The sequence below is a fragment of the Heminiphilus faecis genome, from assembly GCF_008728965.1.
Lineage (GTDB): Bacteria > Bacteroidota > Bacteroidia > Bacteroidales > Muribaculaceae > Muribaculum > Muribaculum faecis.
The window spans coordinates 76095-101912 of record NZ_VSMC01000001.1 but is presented as its reverse complement, the minus strand read 5'-3'; the positions used below and the strand labels follow the sequence as shown (position 1 = coordinate 101912).

The following is a 25818-nucleotide window of genomic DNA, read 5'->3' as shown; positions in this document are numbered from 1 at the left end:
ACTGCAAAAATAGTCAGAAATAATAAAACCACGAAACGTTTTGACCGCAAAAGATATTATATCGCCTCAAATTATACCTATATCGGCCGTTTCGGGCCGTAATGACGGGCCGTATTCCGAAAGTAAGGCCGTTAAAGCATCGGCGCCGCTGTCGCTGGTGCTGGAGCATATGGCTTCGGGGGCCGAAGTGGTTCCTGTCGTTGACGACGATACTGGAGAGCGCTTGGGGGCTGTCGACAGCATGTCGATGCTTGTAGCATTGTCATCTCTGTTTCCTCAGCTTAATGAATATTCGGAGCTTATGGTGACCTGTCCGCCAAGCATGTACAGCGCTTCGGCCATAGCCCACGCCGTGGAGGATGCCGATGCGCACCTGCTTAATCTTAATGTGGTGGGCGGCACGGAGCCCGACAGCCCCACCACGATACTTATAAGGGTCAATCATTCGCGCGGTGAGTCGGTGGCGAGGTCACTTGCCCGTTATGGTTACGACACGCTTAGCATGACCGGCACTCCCGGTGCGTTCAATGCCGATATGGTCGACAGGGTCAACGCATTGCTCCATTATCTTGAAGTGTGATATTATGAGGATAGCAGTATTCGGAAATACTTATCAAGAACAGCATCTTGATAAACTTCTGCAACTTTTTGAGCGCTTGTCGCTCCGGAATGCGAGGGTTGAGATGGAGCGCTCGTTTTACGATTATCTGTGCCGCATGCTCCCTGCGCCGCCCAAAGTCAACGGCATCATAACAGGCGAAGACTTCAACGCCGCGATAGCGCTTAGCATAGGTGGCGACGGCACGTTTTTGCGCACGGCACAGCGTGTGGGCAGCAAAGAGATACCTGTTTTAGGGATAAATACAGGGCATCTCGGCTATCTTGCCGATGTGAAAGTCGATGAAATGGATGCAGGTCTTGATAATCTGTTCAATGGCGAATTCAGGGTGGAGAACCGTACGATGATTGAAGTGACCTCGCCCGAAATCATGATTGACTGCTGGCCGTATGCACTTAATGAAGTGGCGATTCTAAAGCAGGATACCGCTTCGATGATCAACATGAAGGCTTCTATAGACGGTGCGGGACTTGCCGATTACCGTGCCGACGGGCTTATTATATCCACTCCCACGGGCTCTACCGGATACAATCTGTCGGTTGGAGGGCCTATCGTAGCGCCTTCGGCGCCGGTATGGGTCATATCGCCCGTAGCCGCCCATTCGCTGACCATGAGGCCGCTTGTGGTAAGTGACGACAGTGTGGTGTCGGTCACTACGTTGTCGCGGACGAGTTCCTACCGTGTGAGCCTTGACGGTCGCTCGGTGACGTTGCCTGTCAATACTACTATTGTCATGAAGCGGGCGCCGTTTGTGACAAAAGTCGTGCAACGCCTTGATCACCGCTTTGTCGACACCCTTCGCTCCAAATTGCTCTGGGGAGCCGGATAAGCATGATACTTTCGCGCTGTAATATACGGCATGACGTACTGGGCGATGTATGTGTTTCAGAGCGTTCCGATGCGCGACGGTTTATAGCCCGTTGGCGCGACGGGGTGGTGCATCTGACGGTGCCTTCCGGTGTCGTGGACCGTGAGATACTCGATGTGCTTGACCGTCTTGCTCCGCGGCTTATGTCAAAGCGTCCTGCAGTGTCGTATTATGACGATATGGTCATTGCGCTTGACGGTTTTGTTTTTGAGATAAAAAGTCAGAGCCATCGTCCGGCTTCAATCCTTGCGACGGTCAAAGAAGACCGTGCTTACCTTGAAGTAGGCACCGATATAGATATGTCGTCGGACAAAGGCCGCTGTATGGTAAGCTCTATGATGTGCCGCGTGGCGGCGAAGGTAGCGCCTCGTATGCTTCTGCCTGCGGCGGCTGAGCTTGCCCGGCGCCTTGGTGTGGAGCCTGCTTCGTGGCATATAATGAGCGGTTACCGTACGCTCGGCAAGTGCACTTCGGCCCGGTCCATCCATCTCAGTCATGCGCTTGTGTTTTTGCCTCGGGAGCTTCGCGATTATATCATATGTCATGAACTCGCTCATCTTACCTATATGTGTCACTCCCGGCGTTTTCATGAACTTTGCGACCGTTATTGCGGCGGCCGTGAAGCAGCCTGCATAGCCGCTCTGAAGTCTTACCGCTGGCCTATACTTCGCTGAATGCAGCCGTTCATGGTTTCATTTTTTTATATTGGGCGGTTTTTCCTTGGGCTTTTCGAAAATTCTGGCTAAGTTTGTAGGTTAATTGATAAAATTTACCGGTCCATGCAGAAAGTTAAACCCAAAAAGGCTCTCGGCCAGCATTTTCTTACCGACAAGTCGGTCGCGGAGCGCATTGCCTCCACTCTTGACATGTATAAGGGTGTGCCTGTACTCGAAGTAGGGCCCGGCATGGGTGTGCTTACCGAGTATCTTATTGACGGAGGCCATGATGTCACTGTCGTCGAGATCGACAAGGAGAGCGTTGATTATCTGAATGAGAATTTTCCGGAATTGAAAGGCAGGATAGTCGACGGAGATTTCCTGCAGATGGACCTGTCGGTGCTGATGGGTGGACGCAAGTTTTGCGTCATAGGCAATTATCCGTACAACATATCGTCGCAGATATTTTTCAAGGTTCTTGATTATAAGGACTCCATACCATGCTGTTCGGGCATGCTGCAGAAGGAGGTCGCCGAGAGGCTTGCCGCCGGACCCGGTTCAAAAGTATACGGTATACTTAGCGTGCTGCTTCAGGCATGGTATGATGTGGAGTATCTGTTTACCGTGGACGAACATGTATTTAATCCGCCGCCAAAAGTGAAATCGGGTGTCATACGCTGCACGCGCAACTCGGTGACGAGTCTCGGCTGTGACGAACGTTTGTTCAAAACAGTGGTGAAAACCTCTTTCGGTCAGCGGCGAAAGACGTTGCGCAACTCATTGCGTGGACTTCTGCCTCCTTCGGTGGCGGTTGACGAGGACCCGGTCTGGGCCATGAGACCCGAACAGCTCGGTGTGGACCGGTTTGTGGAACTTACAAAAAAAATTGCCGCCATGCGTGACGGCTCTATGTGCCGATGAAAGAGTATACACCTGAATATCTCGAGCATATAACGGGCGTGATAGACAATCGCGACGAGGATACGGCACGGACGGAGCTTTCCAAACTTCATCCGGCCGATATTGCCGAGCTATATCGCGACCTTGATCTCGAACAGGCTGAATTTCTGTTTAGATTACTTGATGCCGACCAAGCCGCCGATGTGCTTATGGAGCTTGACGAGGATGACCGTCACAAGCTGCTTAGCGCCATGTCAAGCGAAGATATCGCCAAGCAGGTCATAGATCATCTCGATACCGACGATGCGGTCGACATCATTCAGGAGCTTGACGAGGAGGACCGTGACGAGATTCTGTCGCACATCGACGATGTGGAGCAGGCCGGCGACATCATAGACCTGCTGAAGTATGACGAAGACACTGCCGGAGGCCTTATGGGCACGGAGATGATCGTCGTAAACGAGAACTGGAGTATGCCTCAGTGCGTTCAGGAGATGCGTAAGCAGGCCGAGGATCTTGACGATATATATTATGTATATGTGGTGGATAATGATTATCGTCTGCGGGGTGTGTTTCCGTTGAAAAAGATGATAACCCATCCGTCGGTGTCCAAGATAAAGCATGTCATGGAACTTGATCCTGTGTCGGTTAAAACCGATACTCCGGTCGACGAACTGACACTCGATTTTGAGAAGTATGACCTTGTGGCTATGCCTGTCGTAGACTCTATCGGACGCCTTGTGGGGCAGATTACTGTTGATGACGTTATGGATGAGGCGCGTGAGCAGAGCGAGCGTGACTACCAGCTGGCTTCGGGTCTTTCAGGCGATATAGAGAGTAACGATACTATGTTTCACCAGACCAAGGCCCGTCTGCCATGGCTGCTTATCGGTATGCTTGGCGGTATAGGAAACTCGCTTATACTCGGACATTTCGAATCGGGTTTTGCCTTGAATCCCGCTATGGCGCTGTTTATACCGCTTATCGGCGGAACGGGAGGTAATGTGGGCATACAGTCGTCGGCTATCATAGTACAGGGTCTTGCCAACGGCTCGCTTGACATAAAGAGTTCGACCAAGCAGCTTTTCAAAGAGCTCGGTGTAGGACTGCTCAATGCGTGTATCATATCTCTGTTGGTGCTTGTCTATAACATATTCGCGCTTGGGCCCGCACAGGTGACCACTGTGGCGGTGTCGCTGTCGCTGTTTGCGGTGGTGGTGTTCGCTTCTATATTCGGCACATTCGTGCCACTCACGCTTGAGCGGTTTAAAATTGATCCGGCCCTTGCCACCGGTCCGTTTATATCGATAACAAACGACATTATAGGCATGGTTATCTACATGTCGATCAGTTCGGCACTTATCGCGGCTTTCGGCACGAGTATTTAGGCCGTCGTGCTGTTAAAGTATTATCTGACATCTTTTTTGGCCCGGTTTTTGTTTAATACAAAGTAATAAGTACATATTTAATATAATATAAACGATTATGGAAAAAATACAACCCGGCAAATATGTCGAAATGGTTTATGACTTGTATGTGGTGAATGACGATGGCCAGACCTTGGTGCATCAGGTGGATGCCGAAGATCCCGAAAAGATTATATTCGGGGTGACGCGCGGTGTTATAGCTCCGCTCGAGAAAGCTATTGACGGTCTTGCCACAGGTGATAAATTTGACGTAAAGGTGTCGGCGGAAGAGAGCTTCGGCAATTATGATCCGGAGCAGGTGGCTCATCTTGAAAAAGAGCTGTTTGAGATCGACGGCAAGTTTGATGTCGAGCATATAAAGCCCGGAGCCGTAGTGCCCATGATGACTCAGGACGGTTTCCGCATTTCGGGCAAGGTGCTCGAGGTTACCGATAAAGAGGTTGTGATGGACTTCAATCATCCGCTTGCGGGCAAGGACGTGCGGTTTGTAGGCAGTATCGGAGTAGTACGCGATGCCACTCCGGAGGAGCTTAAGCCGGCACACGGTTGCGGCGGCTGTGGATGCGACCATGACAGCTGCGGCGAAGACGGCGGCTGTGACGACGGATGCTGTGGCGGCTGTCATTAATATATGTAAACATTGACACTCTGCAATATGACGGGGCATGAGCCATACGGCTCGTGCCCCGTGTTTTTATATGCCATTTGGGCCGGCTTTTGTTTGTGATAATCTGTTTAAATCGGTGTGATAGTCTTGTAAAGGCGTGATTTGGGTAAGTGTTGAAAATAGTGAATTTTTTTGAAGTTTAAACTAAAAATGATCTTTGTCGTCCCTCTTGATTATAAGAGAAAGAGTCTCAAATTATTGTGAGACTAAAATCTCAAATTCTTAATGCGCTAAGCAATAATAATTTATAAGAAATATGTCTCAAATAATTAGTTGAGACATATTAGGCTTTTAAAACTTTTTTCACTTGTCGGAATTAACATAATTTTGCCATGTACCGATTGCAGAATCATGCTTTCGCTACCATGTGAAACATTAATTACTCCGACTCATGGAAAACCGGTCACGGAACAACGATTTGATAGCCCAAAGCTACGTAGAGTACTATAATGAGGTGCTCAACTACATATCTGTGCGTGTAACCGACATCTTCGATGCCGAGAATATAGCTCAGGATGTGTGGGTGCGTCTTCTTGAGTATGATAAAGAGCTTTCGGCCGAGTCGTTGCGCTCGTTTATATACACTGTGGCGCGCAATCTGGTTAATGACCACCTGCGTCATATCTATCGTGTGCGCGCTGTGGTAAACGACGACATCAGTGTGGCGGCAAACATAGTCGACCATACTACGGAGGCGATGATCGTGGCTCGCGATATAGCTCGGTTTGAGGCAAAGTGTGTGAAGGCTCTTCCCGAACGTCGCCGTATTATATATGTATTTGCACGCTTCGAGGACAAGTCGGCCGATGACATAGCTATAGGCATGAATCTGTCGCTTCGTACGGTAGAAAACCAGTTGTGCAGAGCGCGTCGTACTGTGCGCGGATTCATATCGGCAATAGCTTAGAAAATCAATCAGAGATAACTATACAATAATTAACTTTAAATTAACCGTATGAAACAAACAGTGCTTAATGTTTTTCGTGCTGCCTTCATTGCGACACTCCTTGCCGGGCCGTCGCTGATGTTATCGTCCTGCGGTGACGAGACCGAAGGTAAAGCAAGTATCAATGACGCTGCACCGGCCAAAGTGACCGATGTGAGCTCGGTTGCGGGTCCCGGAGAGGTCTATCTTACTTGGACCGTACCCTCCGACCCGAGTTTCATGTACACTAAGATAACCTATAAAAACGCTAAAGGCGAAGAGGTCTATCAGGTGTTTTCAAAGGATCACGCCGATGAGAACGGTGTCGTAAAAGCCACGATTAGCGGTTTTGTAGCCACTGATCCGGTGGATTTTAATTTTTACGCATGCTCTCTGCGCGGCAATAACCAAGGTGCGGTGACATATGCCGGCACTCCCGGAGCTCCCGCATTCATCGCCGTATCGGAGTCGATTACTGCCGAAAGCGCATGGGGCGGTATCTACGTCGGATATAAGAATGAGACTGTGGCCAAAGTTTTTGTTGAGGTCAAGTATACCGACAAGTCCGACGCCTCCAAGAGCGGTACCTATAAGTTTGAAGCAGCTCCCAACAGCGAGAGCAAAACGTTTGTCCATCTTTTCACTTCCGACAAAGAGTTTATCAACGGCTCCACTGCATCATTGTCGATTACCGCGCAGGATGCTGACGGCAACTCCTCCGATATCCGTTCGATGGAGGCATACGCCAAGAAGGTTGTCGCGCTTGACCGCTCTGCTTGGACATTCCCCGGCTTCACTCAAAGCAATGATCCGCAGATAGGTTATTCCTCACAGGAAGCCGTCGGCGAGAACGGAGGCAAGAACGGTCGTGTAATCGAGATGATTGACGGCAACGAGGGTTCGTTCTGGCATACGTCATGGAAGACACCTTCGGCTTATCCGCACTTCTTTATCATAGACATGGGCGAGGATGTGGATGTGTCCAATGTATCGATACGTCGCCGTAGCGGAAACAACGGCACTCATACAGGCCAGACATTCTATACATGCTCCGAGGCCAATGCCAGCGGTGCCGACCCCAACGAATGGAGCTGGGACAATCAGGGCTGGTATGCGTTTGACCGTAATGTGGACCGCCATCAGCTCTTCGGCATGAAAGAAGTCAGAAAAGCTCGCTATATCAAGGCTTATTTTGCCGAGACAGACAAGGGTGGTGACTTTGTTATGGTATCGGAGTTCAACGCGTATACTCCTGCCGAGTAATCTTAAATCGTAATAAATCAGTCAAAACAATTTTGCAATGAACAAGAAAGCATATCTGTTAGCGGCAGTGCTCACTTTGGGAGCCCCCGCGATAAGCATGCCCCTTTTCGCGCAGTCATCGGCTCAGACTCAGGCCGGTACCGTAAGCGGTACGGTAATCGACGAGCTCGGCGACCCTGTCGTGGGTGCCACGGTACGCGTCAAAGGCAGCAAAACCGAGGCTACGGCCACCGATATCGACGGTCGTTTCACCATCCGCGCCAAGAAAGATGCAGTGCTCGAAGTGTCCTATATAGGCTATCGTCCGCTCGCCGTGTCGGTTAACGGCAAAAATAACCTTGAGCTGCATCTCGTGCCTTCGGCCACTGCTCTCGATGAAGTGATCGTGACAGGTTATACCACACAGAAGAAAGAGTCATTGACCGGTGCCATTGCCCAGATCAAAGGTGACGAAGTATATAAGAACCGTGGTGTCACTAACACTACTACCGCGCTGCAGGGCGAAATCCCCGGTCTGACCGTGACCCGTAAATCTTCCCGTCCCGGTAGCGAGGACGCGTCTATGGAGATACGTGGTGCATACTCAATCAACGGCGGCGGTCCGCTTATCCTTATCGACGGGCAGTCGGCCTCGCTTGACGAACTCAATTCGATGGACGGTAACGACATCGCCAACATATCGGTGTTGAAAGACGCTTCGGCTGCCATCTACGGTGCACGTTCGGCCGGTGGTGTCATTCTCGTTACGACCAAGCGCGGACGCATAGGCAAGCCGCAGGTGACCTATTCGGGTAGCTACAGCCGCACTATCGACGGAGCCGATCTTCCCATCACAAATAATCAGGAGTGGCTTCAGATGTGGTTTGAGGGTCAATATAACGATACAAAAGCATCCAATCCCGGTATCACCGACCATGATGAGCTTATGAGCCGCTTCAACTGGTGGATATTCAACACATTCGGAGGTACTCCCGCACAGCAGAATCCCGAAACCGGTGTCTGGGAGGCTATTCCCGGTGCCGACGCGGTGATAGGTCAGTCGCTTTACGAATCTCTTGTCGCCGGAAAGACAATGACTCTTATGCGCGGTTCGTTCATCGACCGCTGGGAGCCCGACAATTATCTGCTAGACTTCCTTTACGGCAATGCCGATACATGGAAGCATAATGTCAGCATATCCGGTGGCGATGATAAATTCAATTATCGCGCATCATTGAACTACTCTACCGCCCAGTCGCAGCTCAAGATTGCAGAAGACGGTGAGAAGAAGTATGGCGCCCGGTTGAACGCCGACTATAAGCCCAACGACATGTTCAAGATTGAGACCGGCATGTCATATGAACGTCGCGTAGTGCGCAATCCCTCACAGGGTATAGGCCGTGGTTGGCAGGACCCGTGGTTCTGGGCCATTACCAATCAGAACGGTGATCCGTACGATACATTCTCCAGCGAGCGCAATCCTTACGGATGGTTTACTCAAGGCGGCAAGAATGAAGACCGCTGGAATACGTTCCGTGCCAACGGAAAAATCACACTTGACATTTCACGTTATGTAAAAGGTCTTTCATTTGCCGTTTCCGGAGCATATAAGCGAGTGGAAAAAGAGAACACCAATACCAAGACGGAGGTGCGTTTTTATGACTGGGCGGGCAATAATACCACGAAGGGCGGTGTGCTTAATTCGCCGTCAGGTATCAGCGAGTACCATCGCTATTGGAACAGCTATACACTCGGTGCATTTGCTTACTATAACCGCAAGTTCGGACAGCATCAGGTTGACGCCATGGTCGGTTATACCGGTGAAAACGAAGATTATAAGAACCTTGGCGCGTCGCGCTGGAAAGGCGAGACCTATCCCGGTTCGGGTCTGACCGATATGAACGTATTTGTCGGCGGCGACAATAACGGGGCTGACGGCGGTTCTCATTCATGGAGCTTCCTGTCATGGGTCACCGATTTACGATACAACTATGATGACCGTTATCTTGTTTCATTCCTCGGCCGTCGCGACGGATCATCCAAGCTGAGCCCAAAGCAGCGCTGGAAGAATTTCTACTCCGTATCGGGAGGTTGGGTCGTTTCAGGCGAGAAGTTCTGGGAAAACATAGGCGCCGCCAATTATGTGAACTTCCTGAAAGTTCGTTATAACTATGGTAAGACCGGTTCTGTCAACGGCATAGGCAATTATGAATCGTTCTCGACCATAAGCACGGGCAGTGTATATCTCGGCACAACGAAGTTGCCGACCATGTGGATCAACGGCATGACTTCGAGCGACCGTACTTGGGAAAGTCTCATATCGCACAATGCCGGTATCGACTTCGGCTTCTTCAATAACCGTCTGCGTGCATCGTTTGACTGGTTCCAGAAGACCAACGACGGTATGTTTATCGACGTTACATATCCGGCCGTACTCGGTGCCTCGGCTCCGAAGACCAACAACGGTAAGCTACGTACCCGCGGTTGGGAGATTGAAGTAAACTGGCGCGACCGTATAGGTCAGGTCAACTATAATGTCGGTTTCAACGTGTTTGATGCCAAGACCAAACTTCTTGAACTTACCAATAACGAGAATGTTCCCACTGCCGGTATCAATTCCAAGCGTCTTATCGGCAAACCTATCAACGCCATCTATGTATTCCAGACCGACGGAGTATTCCAGACTCAGGAGGAGGTCGACGCATATTATGAGATGTATTACTGGAATGCCGACCATTCAGGACCTAAACAAGGCAACATTCTTCCTGCGCCTATCGAAAACTCGGTTGACCGTCTTCGTCCCGGTGCCCGCAAGCGTGTCGATGTCAACGGCAACGGAGTTATCGACGAGCATGACCTGTATTATGCCGGCGACACGGCTCCCCGCGTATCGTTCGGTATCAAAGGCGGCCTCGAATGGAAGGGTATCGACCTTTCTGTATTCTTCCAAGGTGTGGGCAAGCAGACCATTCTCCGTTCAGGCAATATGTATGCTCCATTCGTGGTTAACTACTGTTTGCAGAACAACACCTTCATCGGTAAGACATGGACTGAAGAAAATCACTCCAATGAATATACCATTCTGTCGCGAAGCAATAACTTCAACCGCTTCAACTACGCCAACTCCGACGTGTCGGTCAACAACAACCGCTATATACGTCTGAAGAATCTCGTGGTAGGTTACACGCTTCCCCGTCAGTGGACCTCGAAAGCCGGTGTGGAAAAATTCCGCGTTTATTTCTCGGGCGACGACCTTTGGGAGTGGTCCAAAGTACATGACGGATATGATCCCGAGTATGGTGAGGCATCAAGCAGTATCTTCCCCTTCAGCCGTATGCTGAACTTCGGTGTTGAACTTACTTTCTGATAACCGTTAAAGACATAAATATATGAAACTATACAATAAATCCATATTGATGCTTGCCGTCGGCCTTACAATGACGGCATGCTCCGACTTCCTTGACAAGGAGCCTACCGATCAGGGAACCGAAGCCATAACCTTCAAGACCCCGGAGCAGTTTGAACAGGCTGCCAACAGGCTTTACTGCTTCGGCGGCAAGTGGGATGTGAAATTTGAACTCAACCTTGACACATCAGGCATCGGAGCCAACGATGCCGGTACTACCGGAGAGAGCCACGGCACATGGGGTTTCGGAGGACATCGCGAATGCAATATCCTTCTTGAAAAGGCGGCCTCTTATGCCGGACCTCTCGAAGACATGACTGCCTCACATCCTATCGCCACTTCCGTAGGCACTGCATATTTTTTCCGTGCATGGCATCACTTCAATCAGCTTCGTACATTCGGTGGTGTGCCAATAATAGACCATGTGATCGATACAAGCGATCCTGTTGTTTACGGTAAGCGCAACAGCCGCTATGAAGTTGCCTACCTTGTTATGAACGACCTGAAAAGAGCCGTTGACCTGCTGCCCAAGCGCAGTACTCTCTCCGGCCTTGAAAACCGGGGTAAACTTACTCGTGAGGGAGCTCAGGGCTTTCTTGCACGCGTGGCTTTGTATGAAGCTACATGGGAGAAATATACTCCTTCTATAGGTATCGATCTTGACGGTGACGGAGAGAGCGTTGGTGCCGGTAAATTCAAGCCTGAAGGATATCCTTCGGTTGAGGAGTGGCTTGCATTGGCCCGTGACATGTCAAAGGCTGTCATAGATGAAGCCGAGCGCGGTACTTTCGCCCTCTGGGACGAGTGTTCCGACACGGGTCTGAGCTACTATTATCTTTTCAACCTCGACGATGCCAACGGCAATATAGCCAATTACAAAGGTGTAGGCAAAGCTACCAATAAGGAGTTTATTATAAACAATCCTTATGATGTGGACCTTAAAAAGGGCGGTAGCAACCTTGCATACACTGTCACTACAGGCCAGTCAAGCAATATTAGCGCATGGTTTGGCGAATCATTTGTATGCTCCAACGGTCTTCCGATTCACTTGAGCACATCTTCGAGCTATCAGGATGCTTATTATAACGAGGAATTTGGCGGATATGACACATTTGAGGGAGAGTTCGAGAACCGCGATATGCGATTTATAGGCTGTATAATACCTCCCTATAAAGTCACATGGACTGCCGCCACCGAATACGGCGACCCTATGACTGCTCTGGGCAATCCTTATCCCGAACCGCTTTTCCCGGAACCGTCCGACTCGTGGAATCCCTCTGACCCTGCAAATGTCAGCAAGCGTGGTGTCTATACTCCTATGATCGGTGTAAACTCCACCCACAATGGCTATGGATGCCGAAAGTATCTTATCGAAGGTGCAGGACGTTCTACCAATCAGGAGTCTGCCGACTGGCCCGTACTCCGTCTTGCCGAGGTACACTGCATATATGCCGAGGCTGTATGTGAACTTGGCAACGGAGCCATCTCCGACGCCGACCTCGACTTCTCTATCAACAAGAATAGAGCGCGTGCCAAGGTGGCCCGTTTGACCAACTCTCTTATTGCAGGCAAATTTGATGCAGGCTGGTTCAACTTCGCTACCGGAAGCTATGAGTGCCATGCCATGACAATGCTCGACGAGATACGCCGCGAGCGCACCTGCGAGCTCTTTGCCGAAAACTTCCGTATGGATGACCTCAAGCGCTGGGGTATAGCTCATATTAACCTTAACGGTCGTAAGCTCGGCCGTCGTATACTCGGTACCGCATATACCAATCCCGCCAACACGGTCAATGGCCCGAGCAATGTGTCAAACTATTACGGCGAACCGGCTTATAACCCTCAGACCCGTCCTCTTCAGTATGGAATGGCGTCGGAGGATCCTGCAAGTCCCGATTACGGCCGTCCTATAGCCACGCGCGCAGAAAATTGCTTCTGGAATGTAAGACAGTATCTTGATTTTATTCCTGAAGGTCAGCGACGTCTTAATCCCAATCTTACCCAAAACCCCGGATGGTAAAATATAAGGTTCATACAGAATCCCGATTGGTGTAAAAATCCCTCGTTAGAATTACTGCAAGGGTATGGGGCCGCGAATGACTCGCGGCCCTTTTATATTATATGTCTGTCACTGCAGCCGGTGATATGTTTTTAAATGCACAGCCGTGTCGTTATTGTATTGACTGTCTTATGGCCCAAGAGTCTTTGTGATGTTAATAAATCGTAAAACGCGGCATTTAACTAAAAGTGTGTTTATACAGATGGACTGTTCGTAGGGCTATTTATGGCAAAATGATATGAAATGCGTTGATAACAAATGATTTGCGTGTATTGTTTATGGTCTGCATTCATTTTAGATTTATTTCGTATGGCTTTATGAATCAATTCAATAGTAAGCGGTAACTTTGCATCGGCTTGATGAAAGTCACAGGCTTGGGAAAACACAGTCATCTCTCCTTATTATCATATACATCTACCTTCTGTTTTGACTGCGGTTCCCGGGTCATATAACGATTGTTGGCTTTAGTAGACAACAGATTGTTAGACGACAAGAAATATATACTTGAATTTTGGTTATGAGGGAGTGTGCTGCTGTGAAGTAGCGCACTTTCATTTTTATAAATCAATGTAAAAATGCGGTTGCTGACGAATGTTGGTAGGAGCGCCAGTACCACGGCGTCCGGCTACGAGCCGTATGGTATTCTACAACCGCCCTGCTTGTATGGCCTTCGGATTCGCGGGCGCCGTACTACTGGCGTCCACCGGCGTTGACCTATTATAATGAAGCCGCTTGACTTTTGGGTCAAGCGGCTTCATTGTATTTTCGTATCTGGTTGCGATTACTTGCTCTGACCGGCCTGATACTCGGCGCGGGCTATGTATTTGTCGATGTCCACGCGGTATTGGGCGGCGTATTCGGGATAGTCATTCTTGATAGACTTCAGTACCTTAAGCTCGCCGGCATAGTCCTTGAGTTCGCGGAGTACGGTGGCTTTCTTAAGCATGAAAAGCGGAGTGTAAAGGGCGTTGTCATCGCTCTCCTTTATGGCTTTGTCATAAGATGACAGGGCTTCGTTGTATTTTTTGAGATTTACGTAGCAGTCGCCTTCAAGTGACTTGGCGGCGGCGCCTACAATGCTTTCCTGAGGGTCATAGCCTTTCAGGTCATTAAGGGCGGCCTCATAATTGCCGTTCTTGTAGTTGAGAGTGGCTGCCATGAGTGCGGCGCGGTTGCCTGCGTCATATCCATATTTATCAGCCACTTGCTGATACTGTGTCAGGGCAAGAGAGTCGTTGCCTTGAGCGAGGGTGACATCGGCCTGCGATACAGCCTCGTTGCCTGACTTGATGCCGGGATTGCGGACCGCGAAGATATAGATTATCACGATGATGGCGATTGCTGATACTGCAATCATGAGCCATACAAGATATTTTTGACCGAGGGTCACTTTTTCTTTTAACTCTTTGTTGTCTTTTTCAACCTCTTCGAGAGCGATAGGTTGGTTGTTTTGGTCTTTTTCAGCCATTGTATAATTAATTTTTCTTTTATAACAATTTAAACCTGACTTTCGGTCATTATCGGCTGCAAAATTAACCCAATTTCCCCATACCTCAAAATTTTTTGAATATATATATTTGTATAAAGCGGCGCGGAAGTGTGATTTTAATGCCCGGATGATGGATAAATGGCATGAATTGATTAATTTTGCAGACAATTGATAAACAGAAGATAATTATGAATATACTTGAATTGAGCGAACAAGAAATAGTGCGTCGCGGAAGTCTTGACGAAATGCGTCGCCTCGGTATTGATCCATATCCTGCCGCCCTATATCCGGTCGACGCTTACACTGACGGAATCAAAGCGTCGTTTGACGATAATGCCCCGCAACGCGACGTGTGCGTTGCCGGTCGCATAATGAGCCGCCGTATCATGGGCAAGGCTTCTTTTATCGAGCTTCAGGACGCCAAAGGCCGTATTCAAGTTTATATAAGCCGCGATGACCTTTGCCCGGGAGAGGACAAGGACTTGTACAATGTAGTGTTCAAGAAACTTCTTGACATAGGCGACTTTATCGGCATAAAGGGCTTTGTGTTCCGCACCCAGATGGGCGAGATTACCGTTCACGCACGCGAGATTACCGTATTGAGCAAGTCACTGCGTCCGCTGCCTATCGTAAAGGTTAAGGATGGCGTTACCTATGACGCGTTTGACGACCCCGAACTCCGTTATCGTCGCCGTTATGTCGACCTTGTTGTTAATGAGCAGGTCAAGGACATATTTATAAAGCGCACAAAGGTGTTTAACTCTATGCGCGACTACTTCAACTCGCACGGTTATATGGAGGTTGAAACCCCTATACTCCAGTCGATACCCGGAGGAGCTGCCGCACGTCCGTTTATAACCCACCATAATGCACTTGACATACCGTTGTATCTTCGTATTGCCGACGAACTTTATCTGAAACGTCTTATAGTGGGCGGCTTCGAGGGTGTATACGAGTTCTCGAAGAATTTCCGCAATGAGGGCATGGACCGTACCCATAATCCCGAATTTACCTGCATGGAGATTTATGTCGCCTATAAGGACTACAACTGGATGATGGACTTCACCGAGCGCATGCTTGAAAAGATATGTCTTGACGTAAACGGCACAACCGAAGTGAAGGTCGGCGATAATGTCATCAGCTTCAAGGCTCCGTTCAAGCGTATCACTATGATAGATGCCATAAAGGAGCACACCGGCATCGACATAACCGGTATGGATGAAGAGCAGTTGCGTGCCACCGCTTCTAAACTCGGTATAGAGGTCGACGAGACAATGGGTAAAGGCAAACTCATCGATGAGATTTTCGGCGAGAAGTGCGAGGGTACATATATCCAGCCTACGTTCATAATCGATTATCCGATAGAGATGTCGCCTCTGACAAAGCGTCATCGCAATAACCCGGAGCTTACCGAGCGTTTCGAGCTTATGGTCAACGGCAAGGAGCTTGCCAACGCCTATTCGGAGCTCAATGACCCGATAGACCAGTATGAGCGCTTCGTAGAGCAGATGCGTCTGGCTGAAAAGGGCGACGACGAGGCCATGATAATCGACAAGGATTTTATAAGAGCGCTTGAATACGGTATGCCGCCGACATCAGGCATGGGTATAGGCATGGACCGCCTTGTAATGCTTATGACAGGACAGACTACCATACAGGAAGTGCTGCTATTCCCGCAGATGCGTCCTGAAAAGACGCAGACCCGCGACAAGGCCGAGGCATACACTGCGCTCGGCATACCGGAAGAGTGGGTGGCTCCATTGCAGAAAGCCGGTATACTTACAGTGGCTCAGCTTGTCGGTGCTAATCCCGGAAAACTGTTCCAAGACCTGTGTGGAATAAACAAGAAGTTCAAGCTTGAACTTAAGAATCCCGGTCAGGATGAGATAAAGGCTTGGATATCGGCGGCAGAGCAATGAAAACAACCTGTACTGACCGTAAGATAGCCGTCATGGGCGGGGGCTCATGGGCGACAGCGCTGGCCAAACTGCTTCTCGAAAACTGCCGGGAAATAATCTGGTACATGCGTCGTGATGACCGTATAGAAGCGTTCAAGCGTCGCGGACGCAACCCTGCCTACCTTTCCGACGTGGAGTTTCCTGTTGAGCGCATAAACTTTTACAGCGACATAAACGAGGCATGCCGTGCCGCCGATACATTGTTGATGGCCATGCCGTCGCCATATTTCAAGGCTCACCTTGCCAAGCTTACCGTAGACATATCGGACAAGGATATCGTCATAGCCACCAAAGGCATCGTGCCTGATGAAAACGAGCTGATAAGCGACTATATGGAAGCTCGTTACGGCATCGACCCGCGACGGGTGACTGTCATATCAGGACCGTGTCATGCTGAAGAAGTGGCTCTCGGACGTCTAAGTTATCTTACCGTGGCTTGTAGCGATATAGACCGGGCGATCGCTTTCACATCGCTGCTCAACGGCAGGTCCATGAAGACTTTCGTTTCGACCGACGTAAGGGGCATAGAGTATGCCGGAGTCCTTAAAAACGTTTATGCCATAGCTTCCGGTATGGTACACGGGTTCAAAGCCGGCGACAATTTTCAGGCGATACTCATATCAAATGCGGTCAGGGAGATGCGTCGGTTCGTAGATACGGCGGTGCCCGACCGTAGGGACACGGATGAGTCGGTATATCTCGGCGACCTTCTTGTCACGGCATATTCGCGTTTCTCACGTAACCATAATTTCGGTTCCATGATAGGCCGCGGAAGTGCCGTCAAAAGAGCCATGATGGAGATGGAGATGGTGGCCGAAGGATACTACGGAACGAAGTGCATCAAAGAGATCAATGACAGATATGGAGTCGACATGCCTATTCTCGACAATATGTATGACATACTTTATCGCGACTTACCTGTCGAGATAGCCATAGACCGTATGGCCAACAGTTTCTCCTAATAATTGTTATAACTTGATAACCCAATATTTTTGTCGAATCAATACTTCCTATTATGAAAAAGATTCAAGTAAACATCAATTCAGTGCTCTCGACCGTATCGGAAAAAGATATTCATGCCCTCGAGACTTCCACCGCTGCCGACGCCCTTGAAAAACTGCGTGAAGGTACCGGTGAAGGCAATGATTTTCTCGGATGGCTCGATCTCCCCTCGCGTACACCCATGCATCATCTTGACGAAATCATCGCTGTGGCCAATGATCTGCGCAACTCGTGCGATTATGTGGTGTCGGTAGGCATCGGAGGCTCCTATCTCGGTGCCAAAGCTGTCATCGAGGCACTGGGCAACTCCTTTGACGCATACACTCCTGCTACTCCCGGAAGTCCCAAGGTGCTCTTCGCCGGTCAGAACATAGGTGAGGATTATCTGCACGAACTTCAGGCATTTCTTGCTGACAAGCGTTTCGGCATCATCGTTATATCGAAGTCCGGTACTACTACCGAGCCGGCCATAGCTTTCCGTCTGCTCAAGGAGCAGCTTGAAAAGCAGGTGGGTAAGGCCGAAGCATGCAAGCGCATCGTAGCCATAACCGACGCCAAGCGCGGAGCTCTGCGTCAGCTTGCTACTGAAGAGGGTTACAAGACATTTGTTATCGATGACAATGTGGGCGGACGCTTCTCTGTGCTTACACCCGTGGGACTTCTTCCTATAGCCGTTGCCGGATATGATGTGAAGAAACTCGTCAAAGGCGCTCTCGCCATGCAGGAAGAGTGCATGACCTCTTCTGAGGCAAATGTATGCCAGCTTTATGCCTCTACACGCAATCTGCTTTACCGTGCCGGCAAGAAAATTGAGATTCTTGTCAACTACAATCCCAAACTCCACTACTTCGGCGAATGGTGGAAGCAGCTTTACGGCGAAAGCGAGGGCAAGGACCACAAGGGCATATTCCCCGCAGCTGTCGACTTCTCTACCGATCTTCACTCGATGGGCCAGTGGATACAGGACGGTGAACGCTCTATATTCGAGACTGTGATCTCTGTCGAGACTCCTGATAACAAGACCGTGATACCTTCCGATGACGCCAATCTCGATGGCCTCAATTACATAGCCGGCAAAAGAGTGGACGAGGTCAACAAGATGGCCGAACTCGGTACCCGCATAGCTCACGTTGACGGCGGTGTGCCTAATATCCGCATAACTGTTCCCGAGCTCAGCGAGGAGTATCTGGGCCAGCTTATATACTTCTTTGAGTTGTCATGCGGTATGTCAGGTTACATTCTCGGCGTGAATCCTTTCAATCAGCCCGGTGTGGAGGCTTACAAGCGCAATATGTTTGCCCTTCTTGAAAAACCCGGATATGAGGAAGACACCAAGGCTATTCAGGCCAAGTTAAATGATTGATTTACGGTTTACAAGCATAAATGAAAAAGGGCCTCCTGTTTTGGAGGCCCTTTTTCATTTATGATGATTGTATGGTCAGGAGTTTATTCCACTTTCTTTCTTTCGGATACAAACAGCGATTTCAGCAGTTCGGCCAAGCAGTATCGCGCATGCATCCATGTGTGATGCTGTTCGGGCCGCTCTATGTAGGTGGCCTTTATGCCTTTGTCATCAAAATACTTTTTATTGCGCACGACTTCAGGATATAGGAAGTCGTCGGTGCCTACGCTCATCCACAACAGGCTCATTGCATCGGCGGTGTCGGCGGCGTCGGGGAAGAAGAAGTCAAGAGTGGCGGGAGTGAGATAAGCGCTGAAAGAGCCGAGCCATCTGAATTTATCAGGGTATTTGAACGCGCAGTACATGGCTTGGCCGCCTCCTCGCGAAAATCCGGCAATGGCGTTGTGTTCGGGGCCTGACAGGGTGCGGTAATATGTCTCGACATAGGGTATGATATTTCCTGTGAGTTCTCGTGAGAATGCCTCGTACATCAGAGCCGCCTCGGGCGACGATGGCTGCGGTGTCTCGCCCATGTTGCCGTACGGCATCACTATGATCATAGGTATGGCCTCGCCGGTGGCTATGAGGTTGTCGAGAATGGTGTTGGCGCGTCCTACTTTAAACCAAGTCTCTTCGGTGTCGGTCGTGCCGCTTATAAGATACAGAACTGGGTACTGTTTTATAGGGTTTGCGTCGTACTCGGCCGGTGTGTAGACTATGATGTTGCGTGTCACCCCCAGTTCGTCGGAGTCATAGGTGCCGTAGTGTACCTTACCGTGCGGCACCTCGCGCACGGTATATAGTGTCTCGGTTCCCGGTATCTCAAGCAGGCTCGCCTTAAAGGTTTCGTTAGGAAAGGTATTGGGATTGCCGGGGTCTGACACGTCCACATCGTTTATGACGAAGTTGTAAGGGTAAATGTCGGGTTCTGGCAGCGGCAGCGTAAGCGACCATATGCCCGACGGATTTCTTTCCATTGGCAGTGTGCCCTCCATGAATTGGCCCTTCACCGCCACGCTTGTGGCATGTGGTGCATAGATGCGGAATGTCACGTCGGTGTCGGTGACTTCGGGCGAGGTAAGTATCTTGAAAAAATTGTCGGGTTCGGCGCCGTACATTGTCATGGCGGCCAATGCACCCGATAAAAGTATTGTAAGTCGGTTCATAATCGTAAAATTCAGGTATTTGCGAATATAAGTTAAAAAAACGACATCCCCAAATCTCCGCCGCACTATTATCTATATCCCCGTGTGGTATGTTTTTTCGTATCTATGTTTTTCCCTGCTATGCTGATGTATGCATCGGTGTATGACTCTGTTTTGAGCGACGTGGCATGTATATTTCCAATACTGATTTCAGATTGCTGGTAGGCCGATACCGACAGTCTTGAGGTCCTGACATCGGAAAGCTTTATGGAAGAAGCTGAATACGCTCTGATGTCAAGAGACTTAGGAATGTTTATGGAATCCGGCACAATGACCGATGCTCCGGCCATGGCCTCTATCCGCTGCACATAAGGCGCCGTTATCCATACCTTGACAGACTGTGACTTGTATATGACGTCAAACTTGTCGCTGTTTTCTATTTCGATAATAAGCCTGTTCAGTGCATCAGATTTTATATGGAGTGCATCCACCATGTTGGACGGTCCCTCCGCTTTCACAGATGTATGCTTTTGCTGTGAGTAATATACGGTTATGTACTTCGACGCGGCAGTAATGTCTGATATTTTATTGAAATAATAATTTTTTGTGACAATATTGTCTGACGGCTTTATCGATCTTTTATCGCACGATACGATTATCAGGGCAGAAGCTATAGCCAATAACGTTGCTGCCGTTTTTTTTACTGTAAACATAAGATGAAATTGTTATTTTGATGAGTTTTTATTCGGTTACTTATATGTTTTATCCGATGAAGTGATGCAGTATTGACTCGCCGTCAGAGTACGGGTATGGCAGCAGGCATATGGCGCCCAACAGAGCCGTAAATACGATGACTATGATTGCGATGCCCGTACGTACCAATGACGGAGGTATCTCCCCCGTTAGTTTGCTTACTTTTTCAGAGCGAAGCTCTGTCTTGTCGGTATTCTTTGTATCCATTGTCTGTTAGTTTCCGAGTTCAAGCTGATTCTTGACGAGGTTATAATATGCCCCTTTTGCCGCTATCAGCGATGCATGGTTGCCGGTCTCGACTACCTTGCCTTCGTCGATTACTATGATTTGGCCGGCATTTCTGACTGTTGACAGGCGGTGGGCCACTACGACTACAGTGCGTCCTTTGTAAAATTCATCAAGGTTCTCTACAATGGCCCTCTCGTTCTTGGCATCGAGGGCGTTTGTGGCTTCGTCAAGAAATATAAAGTCGGGATTCTTATATACGGCACGGGCTATGAGTATGCGTTGCTTCTGCCCTTTGCTAAGCCCGACTCCGTCGTGGCCTATCACTGTATTGTATTTCAGAGGAAGCCCCGTTACATAGTCGTGGATGTTGGCTATACGGGCGGCTTCTTCCATGCGCTCCACATCAATCTCTCCGTCATCGACCGCTATGTTGCGGGCTATAGACTCGGAGAATATCACTCCGTCCTGCATGACGACCCCGCAGTGGTTCCGCCACCATTTTAGATTGTAGTCACATATGTCGTGTCCGGCTATGGTTATTGTCCCCGACGTTACCGGGTAGTATCCGAGCATCAGCTTTATCAATGTCGTTTTACCGCTGCCGGAAGCCCCTACGATTGCGGTCACTTTTCCCTGCGGTATGTCAAACGATACACTCTCAAGGGTTTTCCTCAATGCGTGAGGGTCGTACTTGAAGTCAACATCTTTGATGCAGATTGACTTCTCTGTAGTAAATGCAGTAAGTCGGTTCTCGTCAGTCTCCTCATTCTTGCCGGTGTGGACTTCATTGATGCGTTCAAGCGATATTTTCACATCCTGCAGTGAATATATAAATGCCATAAGCTGCTCCACAGGCGAATTCAGCTGTCCGATTATGTACTGCACGGCGAGCATTGCGCCGAGAGTCATCTGCCCGTTTATTACCGCAGTAGCCGCAAGTACGGTTATGACTATGTTTTTCACCTCATTTATAAATATGGAGCCGGCTTCCTGAGTCTGCTGCAGCTTCAGCGACTTCATCTGCACATTAAAAAGGTCAGCCTGCGTATCCTCCCATTCCCAACGTCGCCGCCGCTCGCAATTCTGTAGCTTTATCTCCTGCATAGAAGTAATGAACTGATACGTCTTGTTCTGGTTTATGGCCTGCACCTCAAATGTTTCATAGTCCAGAAGTTTTCTTTTTTTTAGAAACGAGACAATCCAGAAACCATATGTGACACTCCCTAAAATAAAAATGATAAAAATAAGGGGGTTGTAAAAATACAGAACGAACCCAAATATGAAAAAATTAAAGAAAGTAAAAAGGGCTCCTAACATCTGTTTAGTCAGGAAGGTCTCCACCCTCGAATGGTCAGCCATTCGTTGCAGTAAATCACCGGTCAGTTTTACATCAAAAAAAGACATGGGTAGTTTTAGCAATTTAATAAAAAAATCACTGACAAGCGAAATATTAATTCTCATGGAAATGTGTAGCAATATCCAGCGGCGTACAAAATCAGTAGCGGTTTTACCTGTTATAATCATCAATTCTCCCAATAGAATAAGCCAAATAAGACCTATATCTTGATGTTTTATGCCTATATCTACAATAGATTGAGTCAGGAATGGCATTATCAGTTGTAATATACATCCCAGAAGTAATCCTAAAAATATTTGGATAAAGTGTTTTTTGAATTGGTTGAAATAGAGAAAGAAAAATTTAAATGATTTTTTATTTTTTGAAGCATCTGCTGTTACGTGTCCGAATCTCGGTGTTATTTCAATAATCATAGCTAATCCGAAATAAAATGCATCTTGCTGAATTAAGCACCAATGCTTTTCGAATTCACGAGCGGAATATACTATATTGCCTTTAGCCGGATCGGTTATGTAAAAAGTATTTCCATCAGGGCTAACTTTATATAAAACTACAAAATGATTTTGATTCCAATGTAGTATGCAAGGAGATTTTATCTCTTTCAATGCGTTGATGTTACATTTTATACAGGTTGATTTAAGCCCTATTGCATTTGTCGCATCAGATAGTGCGGAAAATGATACACCATTGTTTGCGGTATGGCAGTATGTGGAAATTTGCGCCAAAGAGTAATCTTTTCCATACATTTTACATATAGTGGCAAGGCAGGCTGCACCACACTGCATGGAATCCAACTGGTGTACAATATTGCATTTTTTCATTTTGCGGTATTGAATTTCCATTGAAGTCCTAACATAAAATATTGAGGCAAAACGTTACGGTATGTTTCTGTACGTCCTTGAGCATTGACAGAATAAAAGACATTGCTAAGATTGTGTAGTATGTCATATCCGTCGAGAGTGAACAGCAGGCTGCCTTTTAACATACTGTATGATATACGGGCATTCCAGACATAATTGTCCGTATTAAGATTATTATCCTGATACCCTCTCCTGCTATATACCGTAAAGTCTGTATTTATACCTATCCCGTAGGGTAGTTTGAAAACGCCTTGTAGCCCGTAATTAAATTCCACGGTATTGAACGAGGAAAAATCCTCGGCATCCCCTGTGAAATGTGAATAATTTATATTGCCGGTCAGTGCTATACGCTGTCCGAATTGCGTAACTCCGAATGATAGGTTTTCATCGACCGAATATTGGTTGACTCTATTGGGGTGTGGAGTGTTTTCAGTCACGATTATGTCAATACTGCGTGTGTATTTGCTTGTCATTGCGTGTTTTATTGAAAACATATTCATCTTGCCAAAATCCAGACTTACATAGTTGCTTCCCGAAATAATTCGGTTGCCGTTTACATTATAGGGCTTTAATATCTTGATACCGGTTTCATAGTCATATGTAAGTCCTTTTGCCATAGCATTATGTACTGCTTCATAGTCAAAAACGACGGCAGCATATAATTTTCTGCGAGGTATTGACAGTGAATAACTTGCGTTTAATCTAAAAGTGCCGGAATTTTTAAGGTCAGGATTGCCTTTGGCAATGATAAGCGGATCGGTTGTGTCTGTTATATCAATCATGTCGAGTAAATCCGGTGCTTTGGTCGTATAGGTTGCTGATGCAAACCATGTACTGTAGCCGTACATGTATTGTATGAATGAATTTCTCGTTTGCTCAAACAATGTACTTGTTCGGCGCTTGGATGTGCTTATGAGTCCTCGCTCATAATGTAGGCGATCCGTTGATATAATTATCGGGAATGATAACTGAAACCAACAGTTTCCGATTGTTCCGGTAAATCCGGGAGATATTGAGTGTGTAAAGTTTATGGATTTCTGTTTATAGCTGTTATCTATATCAAGAATCATGGTTGACAAATTATAATAAGAAGGCGATTTATCGGTATCGTCATTATCTTTAGATGAGTGATACAGCATTGAATTCGCATTCTTGTCGCTATATGAAAACATATAGTCGAAATATAGGCTTAATTTTCGTCCAAGAACATGAGTATAGGATGCTTTTGCGCCAAGATCTTTTCTCCTGTCGGGAAAATTATTTATATGACGTAGGGTAGACCTGTTTAATGTCGGTGTATTTTTGAAATCCAGCGAGTAACTTTCATCTTTGTTTTCATGATTGTTCTCACCGCTGAACCGGGCTTCGAACAGCACAACATTAAATGACTCGGGAATCTTCAATACAATACCCGTAGCTACATCATAGTTGATTTTGTGCCCGTCAAATGCTTCATCTGACAGCTTTCGGTTTATCAGGCTTCGCAGATTTTTATTGTCGGAATATATGTTGCGAATAAATTCCGAACTCCAATTAGATTGTTTTTCCGAAAAGGCGGCTTGGGTCTCGGTCAAGTATGCATTCCACCTTTTGTATTGCAACGAAGGATTCAGCCACCAGAGTATTTGTTCTTTCTCCATCTTTATGTCATGTCGGGTAGAGATGTTTGTATTTATACGGTTGACTTTGTTGTGTGAATAATTGTATGTGAAGGTCGGTTGTGTGAAATTGGTTTGAGCTATGGATGTAGCGTCGTGATTATCGGCTTTGTTTATGATAAGGTCTCCTCTGATTTTCCACACATTGTCGGGCAGATCATAGAAATAATCAACTCCGCTGGAAATGGTTTTCTTGGTTCCGGTACCTATTTTTGACGGAGACCAGTCTAAAATACCTTCTCCCGGTTTACGGCTCTCATTAATGTTATTGGCATTTGTGAATATCGAGATTCGACTGCGTGGTGTTATACGACTTAGGAAGCCTCTGCCGATATATCTGTCTGATGTACCGTAGCCGGCCATGAAATTGCCCAACCATGAGTCCATATAGTCTTTTTTTAACCTGACGTCCATTACAAGCTCTTTTTGTCCGGTCACTTCTTGGCCTATATAACTGTCAATGGCGTTAAGACGTTCATATAATTTTATATCTTTTACCGTGTAGGCGCCAAGATTTTCAAGCATTATATTGTTGTTTCCCTTAAAAAAGTCTTTTCCGTTAAGAATCAGATTGTCGACAAATTTGCCGTTGACGTATATACGTCCGTCATCATGCAACTCCACACCCGGTAGCTGTCTTATGAGTGCGTCAAGCATACTGCCGTCTGCCAGAATAAACGCGTCTGCGTTAAATACTACCGTGTCGCCTCGATTGTAAAATTTTACTTTGGAAGCGGTTACTGTCACTTCCGAGAGATTGTGGACTTTACGCTTGAGGTATATGTTGCCTAAATTCAGTAATGAGTTATTTAATCTTTTTGAGTTGAGGTTGATATAATGTGTCTCATGTTCATAGTCGGAAAGTCGTAGTATATAGCCGATACTGTTGTATTTAATGTTCATCCCGAATTCGGAAGTATAAATAGTGTCATTTTGATTTACATACATTCGTGATGCGAAACAACTGGCAATAATGCTACTGTCATTTGTGCTTAGTAGATCAATGCGGCTTCCTACCAATGCCTCTTTAGTGACATTATCATATATCTTGCCGGTCAAAGCCGTTTCTTTTGCTTCGACATAAGTAGGCCTTAATAAGAATATTAAACAAAATATGATGATATAAACCAACGTCTGAGGCATATAATTTATTATAATTTTTAAATTTGGAAATCGAGACCACATGTTCTAAGTAAT

19 protein-coding genes are annotated in these 25818 nt (G+C 47.6%); 13 read left to right on the top strand and 6 right to left on the bottom strand.

What is annotated here, in order from left to right:
- Positions 1–40 precede the first annotated feature (40 nt).
- The 10 genes from FW767_RS00350 to FW767_RS00305 all read left to right on the top strand — a co-directional run bounded on the left by FW767_RS00350 (position 41) and on the right by FW767_RS00305 (position 12730).
- Positions 41–580 carry a hypothetical protein gene (locus tag FW767_RS00350; protein WP_121698404.1) on the top strand — a complete coding sequence of 180 codons (540 nt, stop codon included), beginning with the start codon at positions 41–43 and terminating at the stop codon, positions 578–580.
- Positions 581–584: 4 nt separating this feature from the next.
- Entirely contained in the window at positions 585–1448 is an 864-nt protein-coding gene (locus tag FW767_RS00345; RefSeq protein ID WP_205523750.1) for an NAD kinase, read from the top strand.
- Positions 1449–1450: 2 nt separating this feature from the next.
- Positions 1451–2161: a M48 family metallopeptidase gene (locus FW767_RS00340; protein WP_121698402.1), complete on the top strand. Its 711-nt coding sequence runs from the start codon at positions 1451–1453 to the stop codon at positions 2159–2161.
- Between the two features lie 105 nt (positions 2162–2266).
- Complete coding sequence (gene rsmA, locus FW767_RS00335) at positions 2267–3064, top strand: 16S rRNA (adenine(1518)-N(6)/adenine(1519)-N(6))-dimethyltransferase RsmA (protein ID WP_121698401.1); 798 nt, start codon at positions 2267–2269, stop codon at positions 3062–3064.
- Positions 3061–4431, top strand: a complete 1371-nt coding sequence (gene mgtE / locus FW767_RS00330; protein WP_121698400.1) for a magnesium transporter — start codon at positions 3061–3063, stop codon at positions 4429–4431. Before rsmA ends, mgtE begins: the two co-directional genes overlap by 4 nt.
- Before the next feature lie 97 nt (positions 4432–4528).
- The gene (locus FW767_RS00325) at positions 4529–5098 is read left to right on the top strand and encodes an FKBP-type peptidyl-prolyl cis-trans isomerase (protein ID WP_121698399.1); all 570 of its coding nucleotides are present in this window, start codon (positions 4529–4531) and stop codon (positions 5096–5098) included.
- A 430-nt stretch (positions 5099–5528) separates the two neighbouring features.
- Positions 5529–6044 carry a sigma-70 family RNA polymerase sigma factor gene (locus FW767_RS00320; protein ID WP_121698398.1) on the top strand — a complete coding sequence of 172 codons (516 nt, stop codon included), beginning with the start codon at positions 5529–5531 and terminating at the stop codon, positions 6042–6044.
- A 48-nt stretch (positions 6045–6092) separates the two neighbouring features.
- Positions 6093–7325, top strand: coding sequence for a DUF4959 domain-containing protein (locus tag FW767_RS00315; RefSeq protein WP_121698397.1), 1233 nt, complete (start codon positions 6093–6095; stop codon positions 7323–7325).
- A 37-nt stretch (positions 7326–7362) separates the two neighbouring features.
- On the top strand, positions 7363–10671 hold the full coding sequence (locus FW767_RS00310; protein ID WP_121698396.1) for a SusC/RagA family TonB-linked outer membrane protein: 3309 nt from the start codon (positions 7363–7365) through the stop codon (positions 10669–10671).
- Positions 10672–10693: 22 nt separating this feature from the next.
- Positions 10694–12730, top strand: coding sequence for a RagB/SusD family nutrient uptake outer membrane protein (locus FW767_RS00305; protein ID WP_121698395.1), 2037 nt, complete (start codon positions 10694–10696; stop codon positions 12728–12730).
- Positions 12731–13550: 820 nt separating this feature from the next.
- Here FW767_RS00305 and FW767_RS00300 read toward each other — a convergent pair.
- Positions 13551–14237, bottom strand: coding sequence for a tetratricopeptide repeat protein (locus tag FW767_RS00300; RefSeq protein ID WP_121698394.1), 687 nt, complete (start codon positions 14235–14237; stop codon positions 13551–13553).
- A gap of 209 nt (positions 14238–14446) precedes the next feature.
- Between FW767_RS00300 and lysS the strand changes: the two genes are divergently transcribed.
- The 3 genes from lysS to FW767_RS00285 are packed head-to-tail and all read left to right on the top strand — an operon-like array spanning position 14447 to position 18581.
- Positions 14447–16177, top strand: a complete 1731-nt coding sequence (gene lysS, locus FW767_RS00295; protein WP_121698393.1) for a lysine--tRNA ligase — start codon at positions 14447–14449, stop codon at positions 16175–16177.
- On the top strand, positions 16174–17178 hold the full coding sequence (locus FW767_RS00290) for an NAD(P)H-dependent glycerol-3-phosphate dehydrogenase (RefSeq protein WP_235897904.1): 1005 nt from the start codon (positions 16174–16176) through the stop codon (positions 17176–17178). Before lysS ends, FW767_RS00290 begins: the two co-directional genes overlap by 4 nt.
- 53 nt (positions 17179–17231) lie before the next feature.
- Positions 17232–18581 (top strand): glucose-6-phosphate isomerase, encoded by a 1350-nt coding sequence (locus tag FW767_RS00285; RefSeq protein ID WP_121698392.1) that lies wholly within the window; start codon positions 17232–17234, stop codon positions 18579–18581.
- An 83-nt stretch (positions 18582–18664) separates the two neighbouring features.
- On the opposite strand, the gene FW767_RS00280 is transcribed toward FW767_RS00285, so the two are convergent.
- From FW767_RS00280 to FW767_RS00260, 5 genes are all read right to left on the bottom strand, one after another.
- On the bottom strand, positions 18665–19786 hold the full coding sequence (locus tag FW767_RS00280) for an esterase (protein WP_121698391.1): 1122 nt from the start codon (positions 19784–19786) through the stop codon (positions 18665–18667).
- Positions 19787–19854: 68 nt separating this feature from the next.
- A complete protein-coding gene (locus FW767_RS00275) occupies positions 19855–20478 on the bottom strand; it encodes a GIN domain-containing protein (protein WP_147438704.1) in 624 nt (207 codons plus the stop codon).
- 49 nt (positions 20479–20527) lie between these two features.
- A complete protein-coding gene (locus FW767_RS00270) occupies positions 20528–20725 on the bottom strand; it encodes a hypothetical protein (RefSeq protein ID WP_121698389.1) in 198 nt (65 codons plus the stop codon).
- Positions 20726–20731: 6 nt separating this feature from the next.
- On the bottom strand, positions 20732–22924 hold the full coding sequence (locus FW767_RS00265) for a peptidase domain-containing ABC transporter (RefSeq protein ID WP_121698435.1): 2193 nt from the start codon (positions 22922–22924) through the stop codon (positions 20732–20734).
- Positions 22921–25524, bottom strand: coding sequence for an outer membrane beta-barrel protein (locus tag FW767_RS00260; RefSeq protein WP_205523749.1), 2604 nt, complete (start codon positions 25522–25524; stop codon positions 22921–22923). The genes FW767_RS00265 and FW767_RS00260 overlap by 4 nt, the downstream gene beginning before the upstream one ends.
- Positions 25525–25818: the final 294 nt, after the last annotated feature.